The organism is Telmatospirillum siberiense, from assembly GCF_002845745.1.
In the GTDB taxonomy this organism is placed as follows: Bacteria; Pseudomonadota; Alphaproteobacteria; order Rhodospirillales; family Magnetospirillaceae; genus Telmatospirillum; species Telmatospirillum siberiense.
In genome coordinates this window covers 61,471-87,845 of sequence record NZ_PIUM01000011.1, presented here as the reverse complement: position 1 = coordinate 87,845, position 26,375 = coordinate 61,471, and the positions used below count along the sequence as shown (strand labels likewise).

22 protein-coding genes are annotated in these 26,375 nt (G+C 59.2%); 12 read left to right on the top strand and 10 right to left on the bottom strand.

Translation table 11 applies throughout. From position 1 onward, the window contains the following. Positions 1 to 23: 23 nt before the first annotated feature. The 7 genes from CWS72_RS11460 to CWS72_RS11435 all read left to right on the top strand — a co-directional run bounded on the left by CWS72_RS11460 (position 24) and on the right by CWS72_RS11435 (position 8,134). Complete coding sequence (locus CWS72_RS11460) at positions 24 to 1,292, top strand: glycosyltransferase family 4 protein (protein WP_199175640.1); 1,269 nt, start codon at positions 24 to 26, stop codon at positions 1,290 to 1,292. 68 nt (positions 1,293 to 1,360) lie between these two features. Further along, positions 1,361 to 2,395: a CgeB family protein gene (locus CWS72_RS11455; RefSeq protein ID WP_101250743.1), complete on the top strand. Its 1,035-nt coding sequence runs from the start codon at positions 1,361 to 1,363 to the stop codon at positions 2,393 to 2,395. A 39-nt stretch (positions 2,396 to 2,434) separates the two neighbouring features. After that, positions 2,435 to 2,905 (top strand): hypothetical protein, encoded by a 471-nt coding sequence (locus tag CWS72_RS27425; RefSeq protein WP_146002717.1) that lies wholly within the window; start codon positions 2,435 to 2,437, stop codon positions 2,903 to 2,905. Position 2,906: 1 nt separating this feature from the next. Continuing rightward, entirely contained in the window at positions 2,907 to 4,412 is a 1,506-nt protein-coding gene (locus CWS72_RS11450; protein WP_146002716.1) for a hypothetical protein, read from the top strand. 123 nt (positions 4,413 to 4,535) lie between these two features. Further along, a complete protein-coding gene (locus CWS72_RS11445; RefSeq protein ID WP_101250741.1) occupies positions 4,536 to 5,240 on the top strand; it encodes a methyltransferase domain-containing protein in 705 nt (234 codons plus the stop codon). A 448-nt stretch (positions 5,241 to 5,688) separates the two neighbouring features. Next, the gene (locus tag CWS72_RS11440; RefSeq protein WP_158240605.1) at positions 5,689 to 6,558 is read left to right on the top strand and encodes a glycosyltransferase family 9 protein; all 870 of its coding nucleotides are present in this window, start codon (positions 5,689 to 5,691) and stop codon (positions 6,556 to 6,558) included. Between the two features lie 130 nt (positions 6,559 to 6,688). Further along, positions 6,689 to 8,134 carry an O-antigen ligase family protein gene (locus CWS72_RS11435; RefSeq protein ID WP_101250739.1) on the top strand — a complete coding sequence of 482 codons (1,446 nt, stop codon included), beginning with the start codon at positions 6,689 to 6,691 and terminating at the stop codon, positions 8,132 to 8,134. Positions 8,135 to 8,162: 28 nt separating this feature from the next. Here the strand turns inward: CWS72_RS11435 and CWS72_RS11430 are convergent, their stop codons facing one another. The 9 genes from CWS72_RS11430 to CWS72_RS11390 form a co-directional block, all read right to left on the bottom strand. After that, positions 8,163 to 8,846, bottom strand: coding sequence for a hypothetical protein (locus CWS72_RS11430; RefSeq protein ID WP_146002715.1), 684 nt, complete (start codon positions 8,844 to 8,846; stop codon positions 8,163 to 8,165). After that, entirely contained in the window at positions 8,843 to 11,152 is a 2,310-nt protein-coding gene (locus CWS72_RS11425; RefSeq protein WP_101250737.1) for a GumC family protein, read from the bottom strand. Before CWS72_RS11425 ends, CWS72_RS11430 begins: the two co-directional genes overlap by 4 nt. Positions 11,153 to 11,311: 159 nt before the next feature. Further along, entirely contained in the window at positions 11,312 to 11,875 is a 564-nt protein-coding gene (locus CWS72_RS11420) for a polysaccharide biosynthesis/export family protein (RefSeq protein WP_241911688.1), read from the bottom strand. 32 nt (positions 11,876 to 11,907) lie between these two features. Beyond that, positions 11,908 to 13,191, bottom strand: a complete 1,284-nt coding sequence (locus tag CWS72_RS11415; RefSeq protein ID WP_158240604.1) for an outer membrane beta-barrel protein — start codon at positions 13,189 to 13,191, stop codon at positions 11,908 to 11,910. A 103-nt stretch (positions 13,192 to 13,294) separates the two neighbouring features. Further along, positions 13,295 to 13,900 (bottom strand): hypothetical protein, encoded by a 606-nt coding sequence (locus tag CWS72_RS11410; protein WP_146002714.1) that lies wholly within the window; start codon positions 13,898 to 13,900, stop codon positions 13,295 to 13,297. A gap of 505 nt (positions 13,901 to 14,405) precedes the next feature. After that, positions 14,406 to 14,786 carry a hypothetical protein gene (locus CWS72_RS11405; protein WP_146002713.1) on the bottom strand — a complete coding sequence of 127 codons (381 nt, stop codon included), beginning with the start codon at positions 14,784 to 14,786 and terminating at the stop codon, positions 14,406 to 14,408. Between the two features lie 404 nt (positions 14,787 to 15,190). Further along, complete coding sequence (locus CWS72_RS11400; RefSeq protein ID WP_158240603.1) at positions 15,191 to 15,838, bottom strand: transglutaminase-like cysteine peptidase; 648 nt, start codon at positions 15,836 to 15,838, stop codon at positions 15,191 to 15,193. 605 nt (positions 15,839 to 16,443) lie between these two features. After that, positions 16,444 to 16,824, bottom strand: a complete 381-nt coding sequence (locus tag CWS72_RS11395) for a hypothetical protein (protein WP_146002712.1) — start codon at positions 16,822 to 16,824, stop codon at positions 16,444 to 16,446. 115 nt (positions 16,825 to 16,939) lie between these two features. Beyond that, complete coding sequence (locus CWS72_RS11390; RefSeq protein WP_101250730.1) at positions 16,940 to 17,488, bottom strand: cupin domain-containing protein; 549 nt, start codon at positions 17,486 to 17,488, stop codon at positions 16,940 to 16,942. Positions 17,489 to 17,645: 157 nt separating this feature from the next. Here CWS72_RS11390 and aptA point away from each other — a divergent pair, with 157 nt between their 5' ends. Then, positions 17,646 to 18,965 carry an omega-aminotransferase AptA gene (gene aptA, locus CWS72_RS11385; protein ID WP_101250729.1) on the top strand — a complete coding sequence of 440 codons (1,320 nt, stop codon included), beginning with the start codon at positions 17,646 to 17,648 and terminating at the stop codon, positions 18,963 to 18,965. Between the two features lie 6 nt (positions 18,966 to 18,971). Beyond that, complete coding sequence (locus CWS72_RS11380) at positions 18,972 to 20,483, top strand: CoA-acylating methylmalonate-semialdehyde dehydrogenase (protein ID WP_420824064.1); 1,512 nt, start codon at positions 18,972 to 18,974, stop codon at positions 20,481 to 20,483. A 206-nt stretch (positions 20,484 to 20,689) separates the two neighbouring features. Here CWS72_RS11380 and CWS72_RS11375 read toward each other — a convergent pair whose 3' ends face one another. Then, complete coding sequence (locus CWS72_RS11375; RefSeq protein ID WP_101250727.1) at positions 20,690 to 23,077, bottom strand: tetratricopeptide repeat protein; 2,388 nt, start codon at positions 23,075 to 23,077, stop codon at positions 20,690 to 20,692. A 397-nt stretch (positions 23,078 to 23,474) separates the two neighbouring features. On the opposite strand from CWS72_RS11375, the gene CWS72_RS11370 reads away from it, so the two are divergent. The 3 genes from CWS72_RS11370 (at position 23,475) to CWS72_RS11360 (ending at position 26,322) form a co-directional block, all read left to right on the top strand. After that, complete coding sequence (locus CWS72_RS11370; protein ID WP_241911692.1) at positions 23,475 to 24,245, top strand: ABC transporter ATP-binding protein; 771 nt, start codon at positions 23,475 to 23,477, stop codon at positions 24,243 to 24,245. Between the two features lie 81 nt (positions 24,246 to 24,326). Continuing rightward, the gene (locus CWS72_RS11365; RefSeq protein WP_101250726.1) at positions 24,327 to 25,205 is read left to right on the top strand and encodes an ABC transporter permease; all 879 of its coding nucleotides are present in this window, start codon (positions 24,327 to 24,329) and stop codon (positions 25,203 to 25,205) included. Between the two features lie 4 nt (positions 25,206 to 25,209). Further along, complete coding sequence (locus CWS72_RS11360; protein ID WP_101250725.1) at positions 25,210 to 26,322, top strand: ABC transporter permease; 1,113 nt, start codon at positions 25,210 to 25,212, stop codon at positions 26,320 to 26,322. Positions 26,323 to 26,375 lie beyond the last annotated feature (53 nt).

Sequence of the window (26,375 nt, the reverse complement as noted above, 5' to 3'; positions counted from 1 at the left end):
CCAAATGGATAGGAGCGGTTCTGTTGTTTGCTCGGTCAGGCACCATCCATTCCCCAGAATCGGTTGAAAATGCACCCCGTTCGGACAAATATCGGATCGCGCATCTGGTCAGCCATCCGATCCAATATCATGCCCCGCTGCTTCGCCATATCAGCGCGCAGCCGGATATCGATCTCACGGTCTTTTTCCAGAGCGACCTTTCGTTGAAGGGATACTACGACCGAGGTTTCGGACGCATGATCCAATGGGACGTGCCTCTGCTCGACGGTTATCGCCATGAATTTCTCCCATCCATCGGCAGGCATGACAGAGTGGACGGCCTGAGGCCGATCAGCCACGGAATCGCTACTCGTTTATGGCGTGGAAATTTCGATGTCCTGTGGGTTCACGGCTATGCACGCTGGTTCAATTGGGTGGCAATGGCAGCGGCTCGGGCGGCCTCGATCCCCACCTTGGTGCGAGACGATTCGACGTCTAACAGCATTTCTCGGTCGAAATTAAAAATATTTTTAAAACGACAGATATTTTTCAGGTCTTTAGGAAATATCTCCAGCGGATTTCTGGCCCCAGGAACGATGAATGCCAATTATTATATTGAAAATGGCATCGACGAATCCAAGATTTATCGAACTCCATATTGCGTTGACAACGACTATTTTCGCCGTTTAGCTGAGATCGCCAAACCGCGACGTGAAGAATTTCGTACCGAGTTGCGCCTGGAACCGGGACGCCCCGTCATTCTCTTTGCCTCGAAACTTCAATGGCTGAAACGTGCCGGAGACCTGCTCAGCGCTTTTGGCAAGATCACTTCCCAGACGGAAAAAGGAAAGAAACCGTACCTCCTGTTCGTTGGGGACGGCGAGATGCGTGAAGAACTGGAGAACGGCGCCCGCCCATATGGCGAAGACGTTCGCTTTCTTGGGTTCCGCAATCAGTCGGAACTGCCGGCGTTTTTTGATCTGTGCGATGTGTTCGTCCTGCCCAGTCAATTCGAAACCTGGGGGCTTATCATCAACGAAGTGATGAATGTGGGCCGCCCCGTCATTGTCAGTGATCGGGTTGGCTGCGGGACCGATCTCGTGCGTGATTGGATCAACGGCTTCGTTTATCCCGCCGGTAATGTGGATGCCTTGGCGGAAGCCCTAAAGAATGTATTGGCGGATGGCGACAGAGCGGCAGGCATGGGCCGCGCCAGTCGAGCGCTGATCGAACAATGGAGTTTCGATGCATTCCTGATGGGACTGCGGTCGGCCATCGCGGGCGTCACGCGCCGGCCGGCCGCCCTGGCGTAAGGAATGGGGCCGAAGCCTTGTCGAGACAGATGTCCAGACATCCCATCAGGCCGGTGGGGATACGTTAGATGCGCGTGATGTATGTGGGATCCCTGGCGCCCAGCGCGACATCGCGGCATCGGCGGCTGGCAATCGAACGCCTGGGTCATCAGGTAATCGATTTCGACACAGATCCTTATCAGTCACGTGGTGGCCGGATTCTTAGCGCCATCCGGGTGCGAACCCTCGTGGGACGAGCAATCCATGCATTGAATCGCGATCTGGTGGCGGTGGCGCAACACCATCACCCCGATCTGATATGGTTCGACAAAGCCACTTATGTATGGGCGAAAACCGTCAAATGGTGCCGAAATAACGGCCTGTTCACGGTCCACTACAATATCGACAACCCCTTCGGACCACGTAACGATCCCGGTTGGCGTCTGCTTCTTGAAGCTCTGCCCGAATACGATCTGCATCTGGTCCAAAGGGATATCAATCTCGAAGATTACCGGTCCGCCGGTGCCCGCGACGTCTATATGTTGCGCACGGCTTATGAACCGACGCTTCATTTTCCTCCACCAGAAGGATGGTCGGATACGGATCGCCCTCATGCGGTGGCATTCATCGGCCATCCCTACGACAAACGGGCGCAATTTCTTACGGACTTATGGCAACGACACGAAATCCCGCTGAAGATCTGGGGGGCGGCCTGGCCGGCCTTATTGTCTCCGGACGCAAAAAAAGCACTTTGGATGGGAAATGGCGTTTATGACGATCTTTATCGGGAAACGATCTGGCGTTCCCGAGCGTGTCTCAGCTTCGTAACACATTCGAATTGCGACGACGTCGCGCACAAGAGCTTCGAAATCGCCGCATGCGGCGGCTTTCTCATGGCCGAGGATACCCCCGGACATCGCGCCCATTTCGCTGATGGAGAAGAAGCCGTCCTCTTCCATTCGGTCGACGATTGCGCTGAAAAGCTCCGGGCATACCTGGCGGACGAAACGGATCGTTCACGGATCGCAACTGCCGGACGAAAACGGTGCGAGCAATCGGGTTACGGCAACGATGCCCGCATAGGAAAAGTGATAAAATACATAATAAAAAATTATAATTTATAATAAAAATCACAAATAACCTCATTTAATCGGAGATAAAGTATGATTTTGTCAAAAAAAATTATGGTATTTACGTCAATTTTACTTGTATTATCGACAGAAATAGCTCTCGCAGCGCCATCTTCGAAATTACAATATGCGACCTCCGCCGAGACGGGGCAAAACTCACTTGGAGCAGACTACAGCACCAATCAACCGGCACTCCCCAATGTCGGAGCAAATTTCAGTTCTTCCGGCCCTTATGCCAATTACATCCTCATTGCGACGGTTCCGGCAAACTCCGCGCGGACGAATATTGAAATCGACAATAATTCAGGTTCCCAGATCGCCGTCATCCGCGACGACGGAACGGCAGGCACCGGATCCGCGCCTGTGAACGCCTCGGTCTTCCCTCTGGCCGGAGGGGCGGGAACAGGCTCTCAAGGTGGGGGATGGTCTTCTCAAACCTTCCAAGGAAGACTACAGATCTACGCCCCGGTTTCGACGGCTCAGGTCGCCGTGATGGAGGATTGAGATGCGCAAGACGTTCCTCATAGTCCTCGCACTCTTCCCAATATCAAACGGCGCTTTGGCCAGTGGAACGACCTTTCCTCCCCCCGGAGCACCCGTTACGTTGCCCGCGATCGGCAACGACGTCACGGGAACACCGGCTTACGCGCCGGTCCTTGTCCTTGGCACGAACGGCTCTGTTTTGACCCCGGGCCTCCGTTTTGAAGGAATGTCCGGCAGCCAGACCACGCCCCTTCCCGCATTCGGGGTATGGGAAGCCCTGCGGTCGGGTACGGACTTTACGACAAATTCCGGAACCTTCCATGATGACGGATTGATGGTCGGCTTCAATCAATGCGCAGGCTCCGTTCCTTGCGTGGCCACGGGCGCGGTCTGGGGGCTTTCCCTGGAGAGCGATTACGCCACGGAGACTGGCACCGACATGACGACCTTACAGCATTCCATGGAGTACAATTTTAACGCACGCACTCCGCCGCGGGAAAAGATCACGTTCGGTGGTACAGGAACCTCGACCGACGTGCTGTCCATAACTCTTACCGGCCCCTTTACGGGATCGCCACGGACCGTGTCGATCACGGCGACCGGAGGACAAACACCGACACAGATGGCCACGGCCTGGGTAAATGCGTTCAATGCCGACTCGACGTTCACCGGCCAGCTCTACGCATTCACGGACACCGCCGCGAACGCGTATGTCGCCACTCAAGTCGGCAACCTCAATTTTCTGACATCACCCAACGTCTATACGGTCTCAGTCTCGAAAAGCGTAACGGGATCCGCCACGGAGACGATCACCTTGACTGCCGGCGACAGTTACGCCTGGCGCACTTACGAGATGGGCGTGGACCGCGACCGAGGCAGTAACAATAACGGTTATTCGAACCATGATTTTTTCATTGGAAAACCCAAAGGCCATTTATCCGTAAGTGACGATACGGGAACTTCCTATTTTGTGGTCGATTCAAAAGGAAATGTAACCATTAACGGCCTATCCAATCTTGTAATGGGAGGCACCACTCCGCAAATCGCCGTCACCAACAAAAGTTATTTTAATTTGCTGATAGGCACCGGCCAGTATGTCTATGCCTTTAGAGAAACCGGCGAATTCATGTTCGGCAACGGGGAAACCCGCATCGCGGATAGTGGTCCGGGCATATTGAGATTTGCCTCGTCCGGCTCAAGTTCTCCAATTCATACGACCTATTATGGTCAAGTCGTGACGATTGGGGCAGGTTGCGGCACCGGAGCAGCGCTCGGCCAATCCGGCGATGCCAACCGCAACTGGGTCAATGACAGCGTCGGGCGCATCACCATCGGCACATCTCCCGGATCGAGCTGCACCATCACCTTTGCCGGCGCCTGGACTAATGGCGCTCCCGTATGCACCGTGCAGAATGAGACCGAGAGTCAGCCGTTAAGGCCAACCCCCTCGAAGACCGCTCTGGTGATGACGGGAACCTTTGCCGCCACCGACGTGCTCAGTTGGTCATGCCAAGGCTATGGTCCGTGATCGTACGCGTGTACGGACCCTTGAGAGAAAAGTAGCAAACGTTGCGGAAACAACTCCGGACCGGGCGGCCAAGCCATTGGAGTTTTCCGGCCGATCCACATTGTTCAACATTTCGAGGTTCGCATGGGGTTCGAAGCGCAAAAAACCAACCGCATCCGCGGCGAGAAATTCCTCCAAACCTATTTTTCGGGGCGAGTTCTCGATATCGGCTGCGGCCCGGATCTAGTGACGCCAACGGCCCAACCGTTCGACCGGGAGCATGGGGATGCCAACCACATATTGGATTATCTGCCCCCCCAGACCTTCGATTGCGTCCACAGCTCCCATTGCCTTGAACATATGGAAGATGTCCGCAACGCGCTGGCCCAGTGGTGGACGCTCGTAAAGCCGGGGGGCCATCTTGTCCTCGTTGTTCCGGATGAGGATCTCTACGAGCAAGGCTATTGGCCATCGATCTTCAACAATGATCACAAGGCCTCTTTCAGACTCGATAAGAAAAACTCATGGTCTCCGGTGTCATACGAACTCCGTGAACTTCTGAGCAATCTGCCGAATGCTGAAATTATCGAGATCAAGATACAGGACAACGAATACGATTACGCGTTATTGCGAATCCTACCAGGCCCATTCGGCAGATTTTTACGCCTTTTGGGCAAAGGAACGCTTTGGCTTCACTATAAACGGAGATCTTTGTTCCAACGCTTCGGATTGGGCAAGACGGGTATCGATCGAGTTTTCAACAAAATTGAGCGCTTCCTAGGCATGCCGATAGCGCAGACGGATGGTCAGGCGGTCGCGCAGATCCAGGCCGTAATCAGAAAAATATGAAAGCGAAACGATCGGAGGAAACGACAGCCCCTCGGCAGACCGGACTGGATCGAACATGAAAAAACCCGACCAGACCCACCAACGGCATTCTTGGGATGCAGGAAGATGGCGCATCGATCGCCACCTGCGGAGTTGGTTGCTAGAAGCCGTTCGTTGGATGATCGGCCCCTGGCGGCGAGTCGAGGATGATGCCGACAGGGCTGCGGGAAGCCGACCACTCAATATACTGGTCTTCCAATATGACGCGGCCCTCGGGTCCGTCATCGCGGCCACCCCGATTCTCGAAAGTTTGAGAACCGCCCAACCGGGTTCAACCATTGTCGTCGCCAGCAGCGGAATAGCCTATGAGGTCGTAAAATATAATCCCTTCGCCGATCGCGTCATAAACACGCCGAATCCCTATTCGGCCTTCATGTCGACGGCCTGGTGGATTTTGAGGAGCCTCCGATTGGCTCAAAAATGGGATTGCGTCATCACCGATATCGGCAACGCGAAAACCCGCCTCGCCGTATTGGGCGCCATCACCGGCGCCCACCGGCGAATTGGCTTTACGGCAGCCCCCAGCCTTTATCATATTCCATTGCATAGGGATCCCCAGATGAGTGTCATGCGGGACAACCTGCGCCTGCCTGCCGCGTTAGGGCTGAGGAGCGAAGCGGCGGAACCGCGGGTTTTCTTTTCCCAATATGAAGCCCTGGCTGCGGAAACCCTTTTATCCCAGCATGGCTTGACCGACGCGGCGGGTCTCACCGTCTTTTTCACCCAGACCAGTGGCGGCCAACCCAGTCGCTGGTACGACGAACGTTTTGCTATTGTCGCCGACCACCTCGCCACCCGGCATGACTCGGCCATTATTTTCGGCGGGACGCGGGGCGAACGGGATGCGATAGAGCGCATCCGCAGCCTGATGACCAGGGCAAGCATCAATATCGCGGGAGACACCAAGACCGTTTCCGTCCTGGCGGCTCTCCTCTGCCGAGCCGACATGGCGGTAAGTCTCGACACCGGTCCGATGCATCTGGCGCGGGCCGCTGGATTGCCGACAGTGGTCATCGCGCCGGCCTGGCAACCGGCTTATGAATGGCTTCCGCTGGGGTTCGACGACTGCACCATCGTTCGGCGAAACGAAATCCCTTGCGCGGGTTGCCGGAAATTTGTCTGCGAAACCCGCGAATGCATGGACGAAATCACCACCGAAGAGGTGATTTCGGCGACCGAAGCCCTTTGGCTTCGCTACCCTCCCTCGCCGCTCCGACGCCAGGAACGAACCGCCCGCAGCCTCGCAGCAAGGCGTGAGATGACAAACGCTAAAGGATGAACATCACCGATAATAGAATCCTCGAAATATTCCCCTTAGAAGTTTATCGCCGGGATTATCCACGCCTCACCATGGTATAAAAGCACATCGATCTTTTATCTAAATATCTCCCCTTATCAGGTGGTTCTGCATGCGAGACACGGCGGCCGAAAACGACACGACGCCTCTTGGGAGCCAGCTCAGGCTTCCTCGGCGGGAGAACGCCGCCCAGGCGGAAAGGATGATCTTCATCGGCATTTCGGCCGTTATCGTACTGGCGCCCTTGCCGCTGGGATCCGGCCGTCCGCTGGCCTGGGATATTCTTGGCCTCTGCGTCGCGACGTTGCTGATGGGAAGCCTCGGCTACTGGCCCCGCAAGCTTGGTATTTTCAGCAGGGACCTGACGCCGCCCGCCCTGGCCTTCGGCCTCGTGATTTGCGTCGTCATCGTCCAGATCAGCACCATGGTTCCCACCGTCTGGGACAATCCCTTGTGGGACCAGGCCTCCGAAACCTTGGGCAAACATGTCGCCGGCACCATCGCCGTGGACAGGCAAGCCGCCCTGTCAGGCCTACTCCGTCTTCTCACCTATGCAGGAGTTTTTTTTCTGACCTTCCTGTTCGGCCGCGATCGGGACCGCGCCAGCACATCCATCAAAGTGGTGGCATTCTCTGGTGGGGCATATGCCGCCTACGGACTGCTCGCCTATTGGTCCGGCAATGAAACAGTCCTGTGGCTTTCAAAATGGGCCTACATGGAAGATTTGACGGGAACCTTCGTCAACAGGAACTCTTTCGCCACATTTCTCGGCCTCTGCCTTCTTGCCGCCCTTAGTCATCTTGTCAAGAGTTTCAGCCGCCTTCGTCTCTATGGGACCTCGCGCGACAAAGCGCACCTCATCATTGAGTACCTGGGCGGACAATCCTGGCTTATATTGTCTCTATTCTCGCTGGCGACAGCCCTGGTCCTCACCCACTCCCGTGGGGGCTTTCTCTCCTCACTGGTCGCAGCCTTAACCTTCTTCGTCATGCTGTCTCAAGCGCCCAGCCTTGGTCGATTCCGCAATATGGGACTGGTGGCGCTACCGGTCGTTCTGGTGGTCCTGGCTTTCCTGATCAGCGGAGGAACGACCCTGGGTCGTCTCATGGAGACCACGCTGGGAAATGAAGAACGCCTGACCGTTTATCAACTGACCTGGCAGGTGATCCAAGACTACCCTGTTCTGGGGATCGGATTGGGCTCCTTCACCAGTTTTTTCCCTCTCTACCGAACCGAAGCCGTCACCAGCTTCTTCGACCTGACCCACAACGATTACCTGCAAAATATCCTCGAACTGGGCGTTCCGGCGGCAGCCAGCCTGTTCTTCGCCATTCTCTGGTTGGTTGGATTATGCGTTCGCGGCATGCGAACCCGCCAGCGTGACGGAGTTTACCCTTGTCTCGGTATCGCCGCCTCGATTCTGGTTGCCCTGCATGCCAGTGTTGATTTCAGCCTGCAGATTCCAGCGGTTACCACGACCTATATGGCTCTTCTCGGCGTGGCGGTGGCGCAATCGCGCTCCTCGCAGGAGGGCGCCGAAAACAAACCCCGTGAGTGAGATGATCTCTTGAAGTCTTGCCTGGAGATCAGCGTCTAAGCGCTTTTTCGAAGGCCTTCTTCTCGGCCGGGTCCTGATCCAGGACGGCAGCAATAACAACGGCATGATTGGCGATCTTGGCCAATCCGACGAGGTCGGCAGGTTGGCTCGTCCATGCCCACCGCACTTGATTGGCCACCAGTCGGCGGTCGGCATCGTCGAGCAACGGCCATAAGCCGAGACCAAGCTGACATCGCCAAAGCGTCAGAGTGGGCTCGTAAAAGGCCGTCAGAAGAGCCGTCCGGAAAGCAAGCTTGCCTTTTTCCAGTTCACCTGTCGCCAAAAGCGCATGTGCCAAAGCCGTCCAAGCCCTGGCATCGGCCGGCGCGCGCGCCAAACCATCGCGGAGATCATCGATAGCCTTGGCAAGCGCTCGCCTGCGCTCCAACACGATATCCGGACCGGTTGAAAGAGAGAGGCGGAACTGAAGAAGACCAGCGCGGATCCTCGCCTGGGGATCACCCAGCCAGTCATCGATCATTTCAAGGTAGGCAGCATCCCGCTCCAGCACAGTCCGTGCGGCCGGACCTTCCTCGCGCGAAAGATCGATGTCCGTCCCGCCATAAAGGCGAAGAGCAGAATCGATACCCTGCCATAATGCCAAGCCCGCCATCAAAATCCCGGCACCACCAGCGAATAGCTTCGGTGACAGAATCCTCAGTCGTCCCTTCATGACTTTTGTTCGGCCTCGACGGCACCATACCCTGCGTAATGTTTCCCATAATGGCCGTAGTAATAGCCGGCATCCCCATAGCCGTAAGTAGCGTGCCGACGGAAATCCACCCTTGTGAGCACCACGCCCGCCAGATCGCCCCCATTGTTATGGAACGACTTAAGAGCCCCCATCGCCACGGGTCGAGGAGTTTTACCCCACCGGACCAGGAATATGGTGGTATCGGCCAAATGAGAAAGAATCAGCGCATCGGACACCGCCAGCAAAGGCGGGGTATCAAGAACGATCAGATCGTATTGGCCCCGCATGGATTCGATGAACGTCCGCATATGTTTGGAACCGAGAAGATCCTGGGGATTTGGTGTTCCCGGTGAACTCGGGATGAAGTGCATGCCCGAACTCGCTTCGACACGAAGGACACTCGCCAGATCAGCCTTGTCATCGAACAGGCTAAGCAGTCCCGGCTTAGCCTCGACATTGAGATTCCTCGCCAGCGTCGGACGCCGGAGATCGCAATCGATGATCAACGCCCGTCCGCCGGAAGAGGCGACGCTCCGCGCAAGCGAGAGGGAAAACACCGACTTTCCTTCCGCCGGCAAGGAGGAGGTGACCAGTACCACACGCGGAGGACTATCCACATTGGAATAACGCAACGCGGTCCTTATCGTGCGGATGGCTTCAGAATAAGGCGCAATCGGTCTCTTGAGAATGGTATCAACGGCCGACATGCTCGTTTTCGTTTCATCGGGGACCAGACCCAAAGCGGGAACCTGGGCAATCTTTTCGAGCTGCTCCCCGGTGCGAAATCCGTTGTCCAAGCGCTCGGCGCCAAAAGCCACGAAAAGACCAAGGAACCCCGAGGCAAAGAACGCTATCAGAATCAGCCTGCGCGTCTGAGGAAAAGAAGGTATTCGGGGGACACGGGCATTCGCCAGCAAACGCGCGTCGGCCTGCTGAATGTCCTCCTGCGCCGAAGTCTGCTTGAATCGAGTAAGGAAGTTTTGATAAAGGGTTTTGTTGGATTCCGCTTCGCGTTCGAGCTGCCGCAACTGAACTTCAGCCTCGCCTTGCAGGCCCGTGGTTTTCTGAAGGTCTTGCAGGCTTTCGCGAAGAGAGGACTCCTTGGCGCGCGCGGCCGCCACCTCTCCGGACATTCCCTTCACGATCTTGTTGATCTCATCTTCGATCTTCTGCTGGAGATCTTTCTCCTGGGCCTTGATATTGATCATCGCAGGATGAGCCGGCTTATATTTGGACGCCATCAAGGCTTCCTGAGTAAGCAGGTCGGTTTCCTGTTCCCGCAATCTTTGTATCAGAGGTGAGGCCAGCACTTGTGCCGCTGCCGAGACACCACCGGAACGCAATTGGTCCTGGATCTGACGAAGATTAGATTCCTTTTGTGCACGCTCCGCTCCGGAAAGGATAAGTTGAGTATTCAGATCCCCAAGCTGCTGCACGCTGACAGTCTCCCCGCGGGTCTGGACCAGATTGTGCTGGGTCTTGAATACCTGAACGGCACGGTCGGTCGACTCCACTTTGGTGCGCAATTCCGTCAGATGCTCATTGAGCCATACATTGGCCCGCCTGACCGCTTCGAACTTCGCTTCAAGCTGGCTCTCCAGATAGGCATCGACGAAAGCGTTGGCCACCTGGGCGGCAAGCTTTGGACTTTCGGATTCGAAACGGATCTTAAGGACATAGGAACGCCCATCGTTCAGAATATCCGTGCGCGCTTGCACCGCGCCGACAGCGGCCAGAACAGCGGCCTGTTCCGGATCCCCGGACGGCTCGGCAGGCGGCGGCTGGATACCGAGCAACGGCTTGATGGTCGCGAACAGGCTGTCGATCGCGTCGGTCACCGGCGCGAATGCCGACGGACGCCGCAGCTTGGCGTTGAATTCGGGAATTTTGGTGAGATTGAGCCGCTTTACCACCTGTTCGGCGATAGTCGGAGATTTCAGCACCTCGACTTCGCTGCGGATAACCGCTGAATCGGCCGGCAATCCGGAAACGACCGCCTGCAGATCGACCACCTGGGTTTTACGCGGTTCCAGCATGACAGTGGCTTCGGCCGTGTAATGCGGAGTGATCTGATAGACCACGGCGGCACTGATCGCGGTCACCACCGCCATGCAAATGAAGATGACCTTCCTGCGCCGACGCAGGATATGGAGTAAGTCGACCAGTTCAAGGCCATGATCGGCCCCTTCCCCAAGTAACCGGGTGAAGCTTACGGCTCGCTTGCTTCCGGGGACCGGAGCTGACGGTTCCGTAGGGGACGGCATAGGCAGATCAGAAGCATCCATTGACCTGGTGACTCCCTGTTCACAATCGAGAGCGGCTTGCGGTCAAGCCGGATGCCCCCGTCTTCATCAACGCCAGGACTTTCCCCAGGAATCGATGACTTGCCAGGCATGATGGCCCGGCAACGACGAAATGTGGCGATCCAGGCAATCGCAAATCGCTTAAAAAAATCGTTCCGGTACGCGGATTACGTCTCCCGGCAGGACCGGAGCATCCTCGTTGACCGTTTGTTCGGTCGCCGATGGGTCATTGGCCCGCTTGATAACGATGTTTTGTTTGTTGGCGCGCGGCGTATAGCCACCTGCCAAAGCAATAGCGTTGATCACCGTCATGCCGTTGACATAAGGATAGCTTGCAGGAGTTTTGACCTCGCCCAAAATGAAAAAGGGACGATAGTTCAACACCGCAACGCTGACCCGTGGATTGACCAGATAAGTTGCACCGTATTTCTGTGCGATTTCCGCCTGAAATTCAGCAACGGTCTTCCCCACCGCGTCGACCTGACCGACCAACGGCAGTGCAACAGCCCCCTGGTCGTTGACGTCGAAGTCCCCGGATAGGTCCGCCTCATTGAAAACGGTCACCCGAACCTTGTCACCGGTACCCAACCGGTAGGCGACCTTGTCGTCGGCCATGGACTGCCCACCCAACAACAAAGAAGCAATCACCACGACAAGCAACAACAGTGAAAAGCGACGTACCGACGCATACAATCCTGATAGCATTCCCATTCACTCGCAACGCTTCGCCCAAAATTCTAGAGTTGCAAGCGCAACCGCGCCAACACGATATCCTGGTCGTAATTGGTGTTCAGCGCGTTCGACCGCCGCCATCCATAAGATCCCGTCAACCCCACCGACATGTTCCGGTTGATCAGATAGCGCAGACCGGCATCAGTCTTGTAGATATCGTCTGTCCGCGACGGGCTTGAACCCTGAAACTCCTGGAGGACGTAACTGAACCCGGCGTTCAGCAACAGGTTCCGCATCAACTCATGTTCAATCGACGGCGACACCGTCGTCTGTAAATAACCCGATGTGGAAGCCAGCGTCGTTTCCTCGACAGTGCGCTGCGCGGACAGACGAAGCGACGTAATCTGCGTCACGTTCCACAGAAGGCTGGCGCCATAGTCGGCCCCGCTCGCCGACTTCAAACGGCTGTCGTCATAATCCTGGCTCAAATAGCCGACATAGACCTCACCGGTCAGGACACGACCAAGGTCCACCGCCGTACCGGCATCAACCGCATAACCCGTCGAATTCCGGTTGTACCCCGAGGTATCGGGAGTGTTCACATAGACGCGATCGTTGTACGACGCCTTGACGAAGGCATGATATCCGGGCGTGATCTCGTAACGAACACGCGGTGTGATGGTATAGGAGGTGTAATTGCGATCGGTCTCAATAATGCGCGTGCCGGTACTGGTCACGCCATTGCCGTAGGCATAGGTATCCGCCCCGGCGTCAAGACGGAAGCCCAGCCGGCCGGGTTCCCGGACGAAACCGAATTTAGCGCTTCCCTGCTGATATTCGATGGGACTTTTCTGAGTGGTGACGGCATCCGGCGAAGACCGGTCCTCGTGCAATAGCTGATAGCTCAACGCTCCGGTGAAATAGACGTCACGCTCGATATCGTAACGTCCATTGACGAAAGCGCCGGCGTCGCTGTTGTTTTCACTGACTTCCTTGGCGAAGCGCTTGATGGTGCCATTCGCCAAAAAGCTCAAGGCGTGGTTGTTCCAGTCCGAATTGACCGCAACGGCCGGACGAAGCACCGTCTCGAAATCTTCCTTCGTATTGTTCGGTGTGACATAGACGTTGGAGTTATAAGCCTCCTCCACGTCCACCGACGGCAAGATGATGAAGGATCCCGCACGAACGCCCAGCGGATCGTAGTCCGGACGGGCGCGCTGCAATACGCTTTGCCGCTCCGGTGTCGTCGCTTCGGGGGCTTCCAGCCCGGCCTTTACTTGAGCATTGGCAAATTCGACAGGCAAAACGACCGCGATCGCCGCGGCGACCCCAATACCAATGAGTCTCATCTTCAACCGCCCCCAAATTAAATTAGGCATTCAACCAGACACCAAGCGGAAATGCGCGTGGCGTTTTATCGTGTTCTCAGTACAGACAAAAAAGCCGGCAGCCTTAGTGCGGACTGGCGGGCGGAGCGTTGTTCAAGACAGCTTGCGCCAAAGGCGTCACAGTCGTCGCGTTCACCGGGGTGGTCGTCACCTGGGCAACCGACGAGGTCGCGACCGCCTGGGCAACCACGGTCGAGGCCGTTGCGTTGGCTGCGGATGCCGCAGCCGTCACCGAGGCCACCGACGTGTTCGTCGCGGTAGCGACCGCCGCGATCACCGCCGCCGCGGAAGAGGGCACCGCCTGCGCCACCACCGCCGCTATCAAACCGGCCTGGGCCGGCACCGCTTGGGCGACCGCGGCCGCGATCGAGGCCGCGGACGAAGGAACGGCCAGGGCGACCGCCGCGGCGATCTGGGCGGCAGCGGCAGGATCCGCAGCGGCCGCCGCGCCGGCGATAGCCGCGGCCTGTCCCGGATTTTCCGCCACCAGTGCCGCCACGGCGGTGGCCACCTCGGCCGGAGTCCCTGCCGAGGTGGCCGCCTGAATGCTGGCCGTAAGCGCCGGAGACAATGCCGGAGCGGCATCCTGCGCCATTACGATACCGGACGTGGTGAGTACCAGGCTGAATGCCGCACCCACCAACAGGTTGCTCATTGCATTGCGTGCCATGTCCCGCCTCTTCTCAAAAGATTCACACCAAACCGAATAGGGTCTTTCGGTTGCATACTCCCGAAACCTGAATCAATCTCTACACGATTGCTGCGGTGCGATCAACCGGTCGTTGCAAATTGAATTAAATTTTAACAGAAAACGATTCCTTAACATGCTACCCCTCCGGAACAGAGGATCAACCCTGCCATCGGTGATACCCATGCAGTTGCGGATATCATAATTAGATCTTCCATTGCGGGTTCCAGACGCAACACCATGACAGATCTGTGATCAAAGCAATTTCGCCGCTCTCGCGATCTGAGAAATATTTCATGACATAAAAATGATCGGTGATTTATTTAAATTCTGTCGTCATGGATGAAGATGACGCAAATGGGGCCAATGAATGCTTTAGGACTGCAGTCATTTCCCTTGGGAGATCGAAAGAATACCGACGCGAAAAGAAATTAAGACCGGGGCTTTGACAGTCCGGAGACCAACCGCAGATCGTCCCTAAAAAAAATCACGGTATTCGGGGGCTTTTCTGAGTCCGGAACCACGTCAGGGCGCGTTGGGGCTCGCCCGCGGTCACCGACAGAAGATCGCGCCGGGTATCGCTGTCGCAGGGCACCCCCCGCTGCAAGTCGGCGGCCCGGGATTCGATCGCCGCCAGGTCACGTTCGCTGCGACCGAGATCGGATGAGAGGATGTCGCGGATCGTGCGCAGACCGTCCAGCCAGCCCCGGACATCGTCACCGCAGGCGGAACGTTCGAGGAAGGACAGATAGAGGATTTGATAATAGACCAGGGGATCACGGACCGGCGTCTGGGCGAAAGAATCCGGGATCACCAAACGCCAGGCCAACAACCAGCCCATCACCCAGCATAACCGGTTCCGCCCCACGTCACCGTCCCCATTCCGCCCGCCAAGGCCCTACTCTAATCGCGTCATAAGCGAAAAAGCCAACGCCTTTCACGCCAATAGCCCAAGCCGATGGCATCGGCGCCCCTGGGCGGCATGCCGGCACGAAGCGGAAAGGGGCGTTTTGGCGCTAATCTCCCCTCGCCCGCTTTGCGGGAGAGACACCCTGCATCGACGCGGTCGATGCGCCAGCGGGGATGAAAACGGTCGGTTCGGAGGTCCCCTCGCCCACGAAGTGGGAGAGGGCTTAGCCTACGGGCACAGAGGCCGGTGCACCTTGTTTTACCGAAGGCGGGATATCAACGCCCGAACAAGACACAGACAAAAAAACCCCGGTCCAAAGCCGGGGTTTTTCCTTCGCGGCCGTCAGACGGCCGGCGTCACGTTCAGGATTGGGACTTATCGACGATGGAGGCGATCCGTCCCTTGCCGTCCAGCGCCGGGAAGCTCCACTGCTGGCCGGGGGCCGCTTCACGCGACCAGAAGGTGTAGGGCAGTTTTTCCCAGGGCTGCAACTCGTCGGACATGTTGTCCAGAACATAGGTTCCACGGTCGGTATCGACGGTCAGCACGGCATGGCTCTCGGCCTGCGGGGTCCGGACGATGGCGACGTGCAGCGCCTCGCGCGGCAGACCGAGGGCCAGCAGGGCCTGCATCTTGCGCACGGTGTAGGTCTTGCAATCGCCGGCGCTGGCCGGTTCCCAGTAGCCCGCCTTCCCGGCGTCGGCCATCGGGCGGATCGCCCGGTTGATGCTGACATTCACCTGGCTCAACTGCTTTTCCGTCTCGGCGGTCATCGGCACCACGGCCTGCGCCGTCGTCGCTTGCGCCGGCAGCGTGCAGAGCTCCTGGTGACGGCCGCAGAACTGGGCGTAACCCGCCGGCAGCGTGTTGCTGACGACACCACCCGGGATTTGGCTTGAAGCCGGCAGCGGACCACCGGCGCAAGCCGAGAGAAACAGCGCCCCAGCCAGGGCGACGATAGCCTTGCCGATCACCGAAGCAGACGTCAGAGCAGAAGAGTGATTAGCCACCGCAAAGTCTCCGTACTGCGAGTTATCGGCGAGAAGAGCAATTACCCCAACTAAACCGAGAGAAGATTGCCTGCCGCGCCCCAAGAACCATTCCTTGGTAGGTAAAATATAGCGGAGACTATTAACGTCAAGCGATTTTATGCAGAGAAATTAGAGCAAATACAATCATTTACTCTTTGTATCAAATTTAGATAAAATGCAATATTATTTGTTATTAATGCCGTTACAGCTTCTGCTTGGCTTTTCTCTTTCCGATTGCGCCGCCCCCTCTCGGTGGGCAGCACCAAGTCATTGCGACAAAATGATTTTTCAGGATTCAGGCAGCCGCAATCGCAACGGCCGGGAGGGCCGGTGGCAATAATGACGATTGCAACGGAATCGAAGGGTGTGCGAGGGATCGCCACGGAGACCACCGAAAGAGGTCTCAAAAAAAAAATTTGCGTCAGGGGGCGGGAAGGTCAAAAGAGGGGTGTCACGAGCCCCAAACCGACGCGGAGTTCAATGCCACCGATACGCGTCCGTCTAAAGGTCTGGGAAGTGCAAGGGGGAAATCACGGGGGAGCCTTACCGCATTTCTTCCGCCAGGCGGCCGCTTTAATCGACGATCAAGGGGTCTGAACGGTTTTCAAGGTCCCGAACCAGGCCAGGGCACGCCTCGGCTCGCCCGTGGTCACCGCCAGAAGATCCCGCCGGGTATCACTGTCGCAGGGCATTTCCCGCTGCAGGTCGGCGGCGCGGCCTTCGATCGCCGACAGATCCTGGTCCCGGCGTCCCATATCGACGACGAGAATGTCGCGGATGGTCCGAAGATTATCCCGCCAGTCCTTCACATCGTCGCCACAGGCGGTCCGTTCCAGGAACGACAGATAAAGAACCTGATAATAGATCAGCGGATCATTGACCTGCGCCTGAGCGGTCGCCCCGACGGCGAAAAACCGAAACGCCGCCAAAGCCACGACCACACGACAACCCAAGCGCGCAAGCACGTCCGCAATCCCGTTCTTCCGTTAATACCTTAACAATTAAATCGCGTCAGGAGCGAAAAAGCCACCGCCTTTCGCGCGGATGGAAAAACAGCAGGACCGCGCCCAGCCCCTGGGATCAGAAGCTGGGCGGCGTACAGGCACTGATGACGCGGCAATCCTCGCGGCCGACGTTTCGGAAGCGATGCGGCGTCCGGCTGTGAAAATAGTAGGCCTCGCCCGGCCCGAGGACACGCATCTGGTCGCCGACCGTGACCTCGAGCCGGCCGGCGATCACCACGCCGCCCTCCTCGCCGTCATGGCTGAGCGGAACGCGTCCGGTGTCCGCCCCGGCGACATAGCGCTCCAACATGATCTGCAGGGCGCGCCCCGTCAGATCCCGCCCGACCTGGCGATAGGAAATGTCGCCACTGACGATCTCGACGAAATCGGCGGATCCATAGAATACCTGGGGCGGAGTCTCCATCTCCATGGCGAAGAATTCCGCCAGCCCCATGGGGATGCCATCAAGGACACGCTTCAAGGCCCCCACCGACGGATTGAGCCGGTTGGACTCGATCAGGGAAATGCTGGCGTTGGTGATCCCGGCGCGCCGGGCGAGTTCGCGTTGGGACAAATGCAGACGCTGGCGAACCGCTTTCAGCCGGGCTCCGACATCGATATCCATGATGGCCTTCCGTTTCCATTGTTCAGGATAGTTAACATTTTTCACTCTTAATGAGGAAAATCAAGCGATTGAGGCAAGGCAAGAAAGCGTCTTGTTAAAGATCGGCAAACATCCGACCCTGAATGCCGCTCCGCTTCCCATTCGAGGTGTTACCGCAATGCTCGACAATTACCCGTCCGATCTCGGCGCCTTCTGGATGCCTTTTACCGCCAACCGCCAGTTCAAGGCCAAACCGCGCCTGCTGGCCAGCGCCAAGGACATGCATTACACCGCCGCCGACGGCCATCAGGTCCTGGACGGAACCGCCGGGCTGTGGTGCGTCAATGCCGGGCATTGCCGCGAGGCGATCACCAAGGCGGTTCAGACCAAGGTGGCGGAGCTGGATTTCGCCCCCACCTTCCAGATGGGACATCCCGAGGCTTTCGAACTGGCCTCGCGACTCGCCAAATTGATGCCCGGACCGCTCAATCACGTCTTTTTCACCAATTCCGGATCGGAATCGGTGGATACGGCGCTGAAGATCGCGCTCGCCTATCACCGCCTGAAGGGTGACGGGGCGCGGACCCGGCTGATCGGGCGGGAACGGGGCTATCACGGTGTCGGCTTCGGCGGCTTGTCGGTCGGCGGAATCGCCAATAACCGCAAGCATTTCGGCCCGTTGCTGCCGGGCGTCGACCATCTGCCGCACACCCATAACCTGGAACACAACGCCTTCACCCGGGGCGAACCGGAATGGGGCGCGCACCTGGCCGACGAGTTGGAACGCATCGTGACGCTGCACGACGCCTCGACCATCGCCGCGGTGATCGTCGAACCGATGGCCGGCTCCACCGGCGTGCTGATCCCGCCGAAGGGTTATCTGCAGAAGCTGCGCTCGATCTGCGACAAATACGGCATCCTGCTGATTTTCGACGAAGTGATCTGCGGCTTCGGTCGCCTGGGAACGCCGTTCGCCGTCAATTATTTCGGCGTGCAGCCCGATCTGGTGACCACGGCCAAGGGCATCACCAACGGCACCATTCCCATGGGCGCCGTCTTCGCCAGCGACGCCATCCACGACGTCTTCATGAACGGGCCGGAAGGCGCCATCGAATTCCTGCACGGCTATACCTATTCCGGCCATCCGGTGGCCACCGCCGCCGCGCTCGCCACCCTCGACGTCTATGAGGCGGAAGGCCTGCTGACCCGCGGCGCCGAGCTCGCCCCCTATTTCGAGGCGGCGGTGCACAGTCTCGCCGGACTGCCGAACGTCATCGACATCCGCAACATCGGCCTGGTCGCCGGCATCGAACTGGCATCCCGGCCCGGCGCGGTCGGCGCCCGTGCCTATGAAGCCTTCGTCAAATGCTTCGAGGCGGGCCTGCTGATCCGCACCACCGGCGACATCATCGCCCTGTCGCCGCCGCTGATCATCGAGCGGCACCACATCGACACCCTGGTCGGCCAGTTGGCCGACATTCTGAAAACCGTCGCCTGAAAAGGATTGAGAGCCGTGAAGACCCTGCACCATTTCATCGGCGGGCACGCCGTCGCCGGCACCAGCGGACGCTTCGGCGACGTCACCGACCCGGCCACCGGCGAGATCACCGCCAAGGTCCCCCTGGCCTCGAAATCCGAAGTCGAGGCGGCCATCGCCAACGCCCATGCCGCCTTTCCCGCCTGGGCGGCCGTTCCGGCGGCCAAACGGGCCCAGGTTCTGTTCCATTTCCGCGATCTGATCATCAAGGACATGGATAATCTGGCCCGGCTGGTTTCGACCGAGCACGGCAAAACCATCCCCGACGCCAAGGGATCGATCGCCCGCGGCCTGGAGGTGGTGGAATATGCCTGCGGCATTCCGCAACTGTTGAAGGGCGAAATCACCGAACAGGCGGCAACCGGCGTCGACGTCTATTCGCTGCGTCAGCCGCTGGGCGTCTGTGCCGGCATCACGCCCTTCAATTTCCCCGCCATGGTTCCCCTGTGGATGTTTCCCATGGCCATCGCCTGCGGCAACAGCTTCGTGCTGAAACCTTCGGAAAAGGATCCCTCGACCAGCCTCAGGCTGGCCGAACTGATGCTGGAGGCGGGGCTGCCCGAAGGCGTGCTGAATGTCGTGATGGGCGACAAGGACGCGGTCGACACCCTGATCGCCGACCCGCGCGTCCCGGCGCTGAGCTTCGTCGGCTCGACGGGCATCGGCCGCCAGATCTACGCCAACGGCGCCGCCCACGGAAAACGGGTGCAGGCGCTGTGCGGCGCCAAAAACCATCTGGTGGTGATGCCCGACGCCGACATGGATCAGGTGACCGACGCGCTGATGGGCGCGGCCTACGGCTCGGCCGGCGAACGCTGCATGGCGGTCTCGGTGGCGGTGGCGGTGGGCGAGGAGACCGCCGACGAGGTGATCCGCCGCCTGGCGCCCCGGGTCCGCGACCTGAAGGTCGGCCCCTATACCGACGCGGAGGCGGAGATGGGGCCGGTCATCACCAAGGAAAGCCTGGAGCGGATCAAGGGCTATGTCGATGCGGGCGTCAAAGCCGGCGCCAAGCTGGTGGTCGATGGCCGGGACCTGGTCATGCAGGGCCACGAGAACGGCTTTTTCCTGGGCGGCTGCCTGTTCGACCGGGTAACGCCGGAAATGAGCATCTACACCGACGAGATCTTCGGCCCCGTCCTGGCCGTGGTCCGCGTCGCCGATTACGAGACGGCGCTCGGGCTGGTCAACGACCATCAATACGGCAACGGCACCGCCATCTTCACCCGCGACGGCGATGCGGCGCGCAATTTCGTCGCCCGCGTCCAGGCCGGCATGGTCGGCGTCAATGTGCCGATCCCGGTGCCGGTCGCCTACCACAGCTTCGGCGGCTGGAAACAATCGCTGTTCGGCGACCTGCATATCTACGGTCCCGATGGCGTGAAGTTCTACACCAAGCAGAAGGCCGTCACCGCCCGCTGGCCGTCGGGGATCCGTTCCGGCGCCCAGTTCCATTTCAAGAGCGGCGCCGAACATTAAGGGCCTGTCAGTTACGGATTTCGCCTCAATATCTGGGAAAATTCATACACTGCCGTTCAATTATAAGTCGTCATGCCCGGCCTTGAGCCGGGCATCCACGTGCCCACCCCCAATGACGTCGGCCGATCTATGCAATCACGGATTGCCGGATCAAGTCCGGCAATGACGGTTTATGATTGTGTCGACCACTCAAATAGGGGCGGGACTCAAACGTTGCTTGGGATCAGTCCAGAGACGCCGGACGCGTGGGAAGGCAGGCAAGCGTCGGGCGAAACCTCGACAAGGCGAGCGAGCTCCGCCCTGACCCTTTCGACCACGGGCTGCCAATCGCCCAACCGGGACTGCCGAAACAGCCGCATCGTCGGATACCAAGGACTATCGTCGCGGGCCAAAAGCCACCGCCAATCGGACGCCAGGTCCACCAGCGTCCAGACCGGCACCCCCAGAGCGCCGGCCAGATGGGCGACCGAGGTATCGACGGAAATCACCAGATCGAGATTGGCGATCAGCGCCGCCGTATCGGCATAATCGACGAGAAGCGGCCCGGCATCCAGAAACGCGCCGGGAACGTCGAGCGCGGAGAATTCGCCCCCCCGTCCATCCTTCTGAAGGCTGACGACGGCCACCCCGGGAATGTCGAGAAAGCGGGAAAACCACGCCGGATCCATCGATCGGTTGCGATCGCGCTTATGCGAGGGATTGCCGCGCCAGACGACGCCGACTTTGAAACCCGAAGTTCCCCGCAGGCGGTTCCGCCAGACCTCCCTCATCGCCGGATGGGCGTGGAGGTAGGGAATGGTGGCGGGAATGTTCTGAACGGTCGTCCCCAACAGGTGCGGCAGGCTGAGCAAGGGACACTGGACATCGAAGGAAGGCAGATCCTCTCCCTCCGCGATCACGGTGACATTCGGGATCATACGGAACTGACGCCAGAGGACTCCGGGTATTTGTATGACGATGCGCCAGCCCAATCGGGCCACCAAGGGCAGATAACGGACGAATTGTATAGAATCGCCGGCCCCCTGCTCCGCCCACAGGAGAAGCGTGCCGCCATCCGATTTTTCCCCGGACCACGGAGGCTGGGAAAACGTCCGCATCTCCCGGCGCCAGATCTCGTGGCACCGCCAACGCCACTCGTACTCCGCCCAGCCAGGGCGATAGTCTCCGGTCAGCAAAAGGGCAAGAGCGAGATTCCAGTGGGCTTCCGGATCACCCGCGTCGCTCTTGACGGCCCTGCGATAACAAGTCACCGCCTGGGCGACATTGCCCAATTCCTGGTGCATGTGGCCGAAATTGTTATGTATCCCCGCGCCGTTCGGACAGAGGCTGAGGGCATTGCGGAAAGCGGCCGCCGCCGTGTCGAAGCACTCCCTATCGCTCAATGCCGTGCCGAGATGGTTATACCCTTCCGCATCGTCCGGATCGCTCTCAATGGCTCGGCGATAGCACACACCCGCCCCGGCCTCCCCCAGTTCCTGCAGTGAGCGCCCCAGATTGTTGAGCGTCTCGGCGTCATCCGGATGCAGTTGCAGGGCATTGTGAAAAACCGTGATCGAGGCGTCGAACCGGCCCCACTTGCGCAATGCCAAGCCAAGGTTGTTAAAGGCCTCCAGATCGTTCGGCTTGAGATCGATGGCCCTCAGATAGCAGAAAATGACCGCCTCCGGACGGCCCTCGTTCCGCAGCGTATTGCCCAGATTGTTATAAGCGGCGGCATAATCCGGTCGGTGCGCGATGGCCTGGCGATAGCATGAGACCGCCTCGTCCAAGCGTTCCCGACGCTGATATACCGTTCCCAGGTTGAACCAGGCCTCAGGGTAGTCCGCGCGCAGACCACAGGCCCTGCGGTAGCAAGCCAGAGCGTCGTCCAGTTGTCCCAGCTTCTGGAGCGTGACGCCGAGATTGTTATGAGCCTCCGGATCCTCCGGATTGAGATCGATGGCGCCCCGATAACAGGCGGCGGCCTCGTCCAGCCGCCCCAACTCCTGCAGCGCGGTCCCCAGATTGTTGTGCGCTTCCGGATAGTCCGGGCGGAAACCGATGGCTTTGCGGAAGCATGCGAGCGCCTCCTCCGCACGCCCCTGTTCCAGAAGCGCCAATCCCAAATTATTGTGGGCTTCCGGATAGTCCTCCTTGAGAGCAATGGCATCGCGATAACAGACGATGGCCTCGTCCACCTGCCCCCGCTGCGACAGCGCGTTGCCCAGATTGTTATGGGCCTCCGGGAAGCGGGGCTTGAGTTGAAGAGCCTTGCGATAGCTGTCGATGGCGCCGTCCAGCCGTCCCAACTGCTGAAGCGCGAACCCCAGGTTGGAATGGTAGGTGTCCGCCTTGGCGTCGATGGCGATGGCCTTTCCAATCAGGTCGACAGCCAAATCGTGGCGGCCGACCTGAGAGGCCATCACCCCCAGCAGATGCAGGCTGTCGGCATGGCGGGGATGGACGCCAAGAATCTGCCGGTAGAGAATTTCCGCCTCGGCCAGACATCCCGCCTGATGATAGCGCAAGGCCTCGGCAAAGGTTTTTTGCAGGCTCTCTCCTTGCGTCTGCCCCCCCACCTGCTTCGTAGCCGCCCGCCGTTCTCTGCGGTTCATCCGTCCCTTGCTTCATTCGTGAGATCACGCAAACGGATGGAGAGTAACCCAAACCTGGAAGAGGGAAAAACCAAAAGCGGGGACAAAGGCCCGCCGCCGCCATATATGCACATAAAATAATCACATGCAGGGGGTGTGGTCATTTTGTGTGCATAGCTGCGGCGGCGAACCACCCTGATGCTGACCACAGGATCAAATCCTGTCCGATAAGACAAATTATTATCATTAAATTTCAAATATTTATTTATCGATCATTCCGAAAAATTCAACTGGCACAGGGATTGCGTTTCCTCTCCGCAACCGAGACTCCACCTTCTGGCGAGGATATTCCGTGGGCAGTTCCTCCACCCTTCCCGTTGCTGAAGCCATCGCCACCACGCCGGCGGAAAATCGGCCCATCGTCGACATCCGCACTCTATCGCTGATTTTCAAAGCCGCCGACAAACCCGTCACCGCGCTGGACGGCATCGATCTTCGCATCAATTCGGGCGATTTCGTCTCGCTGATCGGCCCCTCGGGCTGCGGCAAGACCACCTTGCTGCGCGTCATCGCCGATCTGGAACAGCCGACGTCGGGCGACATCACCGTCAACGGCCTGACCCCGGAGGCGGCCCGCCTCAAGCGGGCTTACGGCTACGTCTTCCAGGCCCCCGCCCTCTATCCGTGGCGGACCGTCGAACGCAACGTCACCCTGCCCCTGGAAATCATCGGCCTCGACAAGACGGAACGGCAGCGCCGCAGTGCCCAGCAGCTTGCCCTGGTCGGATTGGCCGGCTTCGAAAAGAAGTTCCCCTGGCAATTGTCGGGCGGCATGCAGCAAAGGGTGTCGATCGCCCGGGCGCTGGCCTTCGAGCCCGATCTGCTGCTGATGGACGAACCTTTCGGCGCCCTCGATGAAATCACCCGCGATCATCTGAACTCGCAATTGTCCCGTTTATGGCGAACGACAGGCAAGACCTGCGTCTTCGTCACCCATTCGATTTCCGAGGCGGTCTTCCTGTCGACCCGCATCGTGGTGATGAGCCCGCGCCCGGGGCGCATCCTCGACGTCATCGACTGCGATCTGCCGCGCGAGCGCAGCCTGGAGATGCGGGAAAGCCAGCGGTTCCAGGATATCGCCGCCCGCGTCCGCCACGGCCTGGCCGAGGGCCACAGCTATGACGAGTAACCCCGAACCGTTCGAGGGGGCCATGACAGTCACAGGACGCTTATCCCGCTCAAGGAACGGGTGGACTGTGGGAGAGGACTCATGACGGCCTTTCTGAAGGCCAGGATGCCGGTACTGGCAGTCGGAATCTCCATCCTCCTGTTGTGGTACGGCGGCGCGATATGGCTGAACGCGCCCCAGGCCATCGAAGGATTCGCGCGCGCCGGCCGCGCCTGGGGCGCCATGGATCTGGTCCACCAGACCTTCGCCATGAAACGTCCGGTGCTGCCGACACCGGATCAGGTTCTTTCCGATCTCATCGATTCGCTGTTCCACTATCCGCCGACCAGCATCCGCAACCTGCTCTACCATGCGGGCGTCACGGCGGAGGCGACCCTGCTCGGCTTTCTGATGGGGGTGGCCTTCGGCGCCCTTCTCGCCGTCGGCATCGTCCACCTGAAGACCCTGGACTCCAGCCTGATGCCCTGGGTGATCATTTCCCAGACCATCCCGATCCTGGCCATCGCGCCGATGGTGGTGGTGATCTTCGGCAATCTGGGCTTCACCGGACTGCTGCCGAAGGCGGTGATCAGCATGTATCTTTGCTTCTTTCCGATCACCATCGGCCTGGTGAAGGGCCTGCGCTCGACCGATCCCCTGGCGCTCGACCTGATGCGCACCTACAGCGCCAGCGTCTCGCAAACGTTCTGGCTGCTCCGCCTGCCGACCTCGCTGCCCTATCTGTTCACCAGCATCAAGGTCTCGATCGCCATCAGCCTGATCGGCGCCATCGTCGCCGAACTGCCGACCGGCGGCACCGCCGGACTGGGCGCGCGGCTGCTCAGCGGCTCCTATTACGGCCAGACGGTACAGATCTGGAGTGCCCTGGTGATGTCGGCACTGCTCAGCCTGACGCTGGTCGGCCTCGCCGGACTGGCCGAACGGCTGATCGTCGGACGCGGCGGACGGAAGGGAGCCTGAGGCCATGCACGCCAGACGCAGCCCGATGACGCCGCTGGTCCTGTTGACCCTGCCGGCCTTCGCCTTGCCCGTGGGCGGCTTGGCGGAAAGCCCGCTCGCCTGGTGGCAATCGACACCGGCCCTGCTGGCATTGGCCATTGTTCTGGCCTCGCTGGTCCTGGCGCGATGGACGCCCCGCACGGCCTTTACGGAAGCGCTGCTGCTGGCGCCCGGTCTTTTCGCGGGCGCCGCCCTGCCGCTGGTTTTGCTCGACGGCGGCGTCGCTCTCGACCAGGCGGCGGGTTTGTGGATGTTTCTGGCCGGCATTCTGGCCCTGCTCTGGCATGTGATGGAGCGGCTGACCGAATGCTCCGGATTTTTCCGCCATCTCCTGGTCCCGGCGCTGTTCGGCGTCATGCTGATCTATCTGTGGGAAGTGGGCGTGCGCGGCTTCCAGGTCCCGTCGGTCCTGCTGCCCCCTCCCAGTTCCATCGCGGGCGCCCTGACGACGCAAACCGCCAACCTGGAGGACGACTTCTTCCAGACGGTGATCAAGGCGGTGCTGCGGGGTTATCTGTGGGGATGCGGGGCCGGCTTCGCGGTGGCCATCCTGGCCGACCGCGTTCCCTTCCTGGCCCGCGGCCTGCTGCCCTTCGGCAATCTGGTGAGCGCCATTCCGGTGGTCGGCATCGCCCCCATCATGGTCATGTGGTTCGGCTTCGATTGGCCGTCGAAAGCGGCCGTGGTGGTTGTGATGACCTTCTTTCCCATGCTGGTCAACACCCTGGCTGGCTTGGCGGCGTCCGAGGCCATCCAGCTCGACCTGATGCGCTCCTACGCCGCCGGTTATTGGCGGACATTGCTGATGCTGCGCCTGCCCAATGCCATGCCCTTCCTGTTCAACGGCCTCAAGATCAATTCCACCCTGGCCCTGATCGGCGCCATCGTCGCCGAATTCTTTGGCACGCCGGTGGTCGGCATGGGCTTTCGCATCAGCACGGAAGTGGCCCGGATGAATCTCTCGATCGTCTGGGCGACCATCGTCGTGGCCGGCATCACCGGATCACTGATGTATGGCGGCCTTTCCTGGCTGGAACGGACCGTTACCGCCTGGCATCCGTCCTATCGACGGCGTTAACCGGATTTCATCGCCGCTTCCATATCGGAACCGGCACTCTCTCGGGGAAGGAG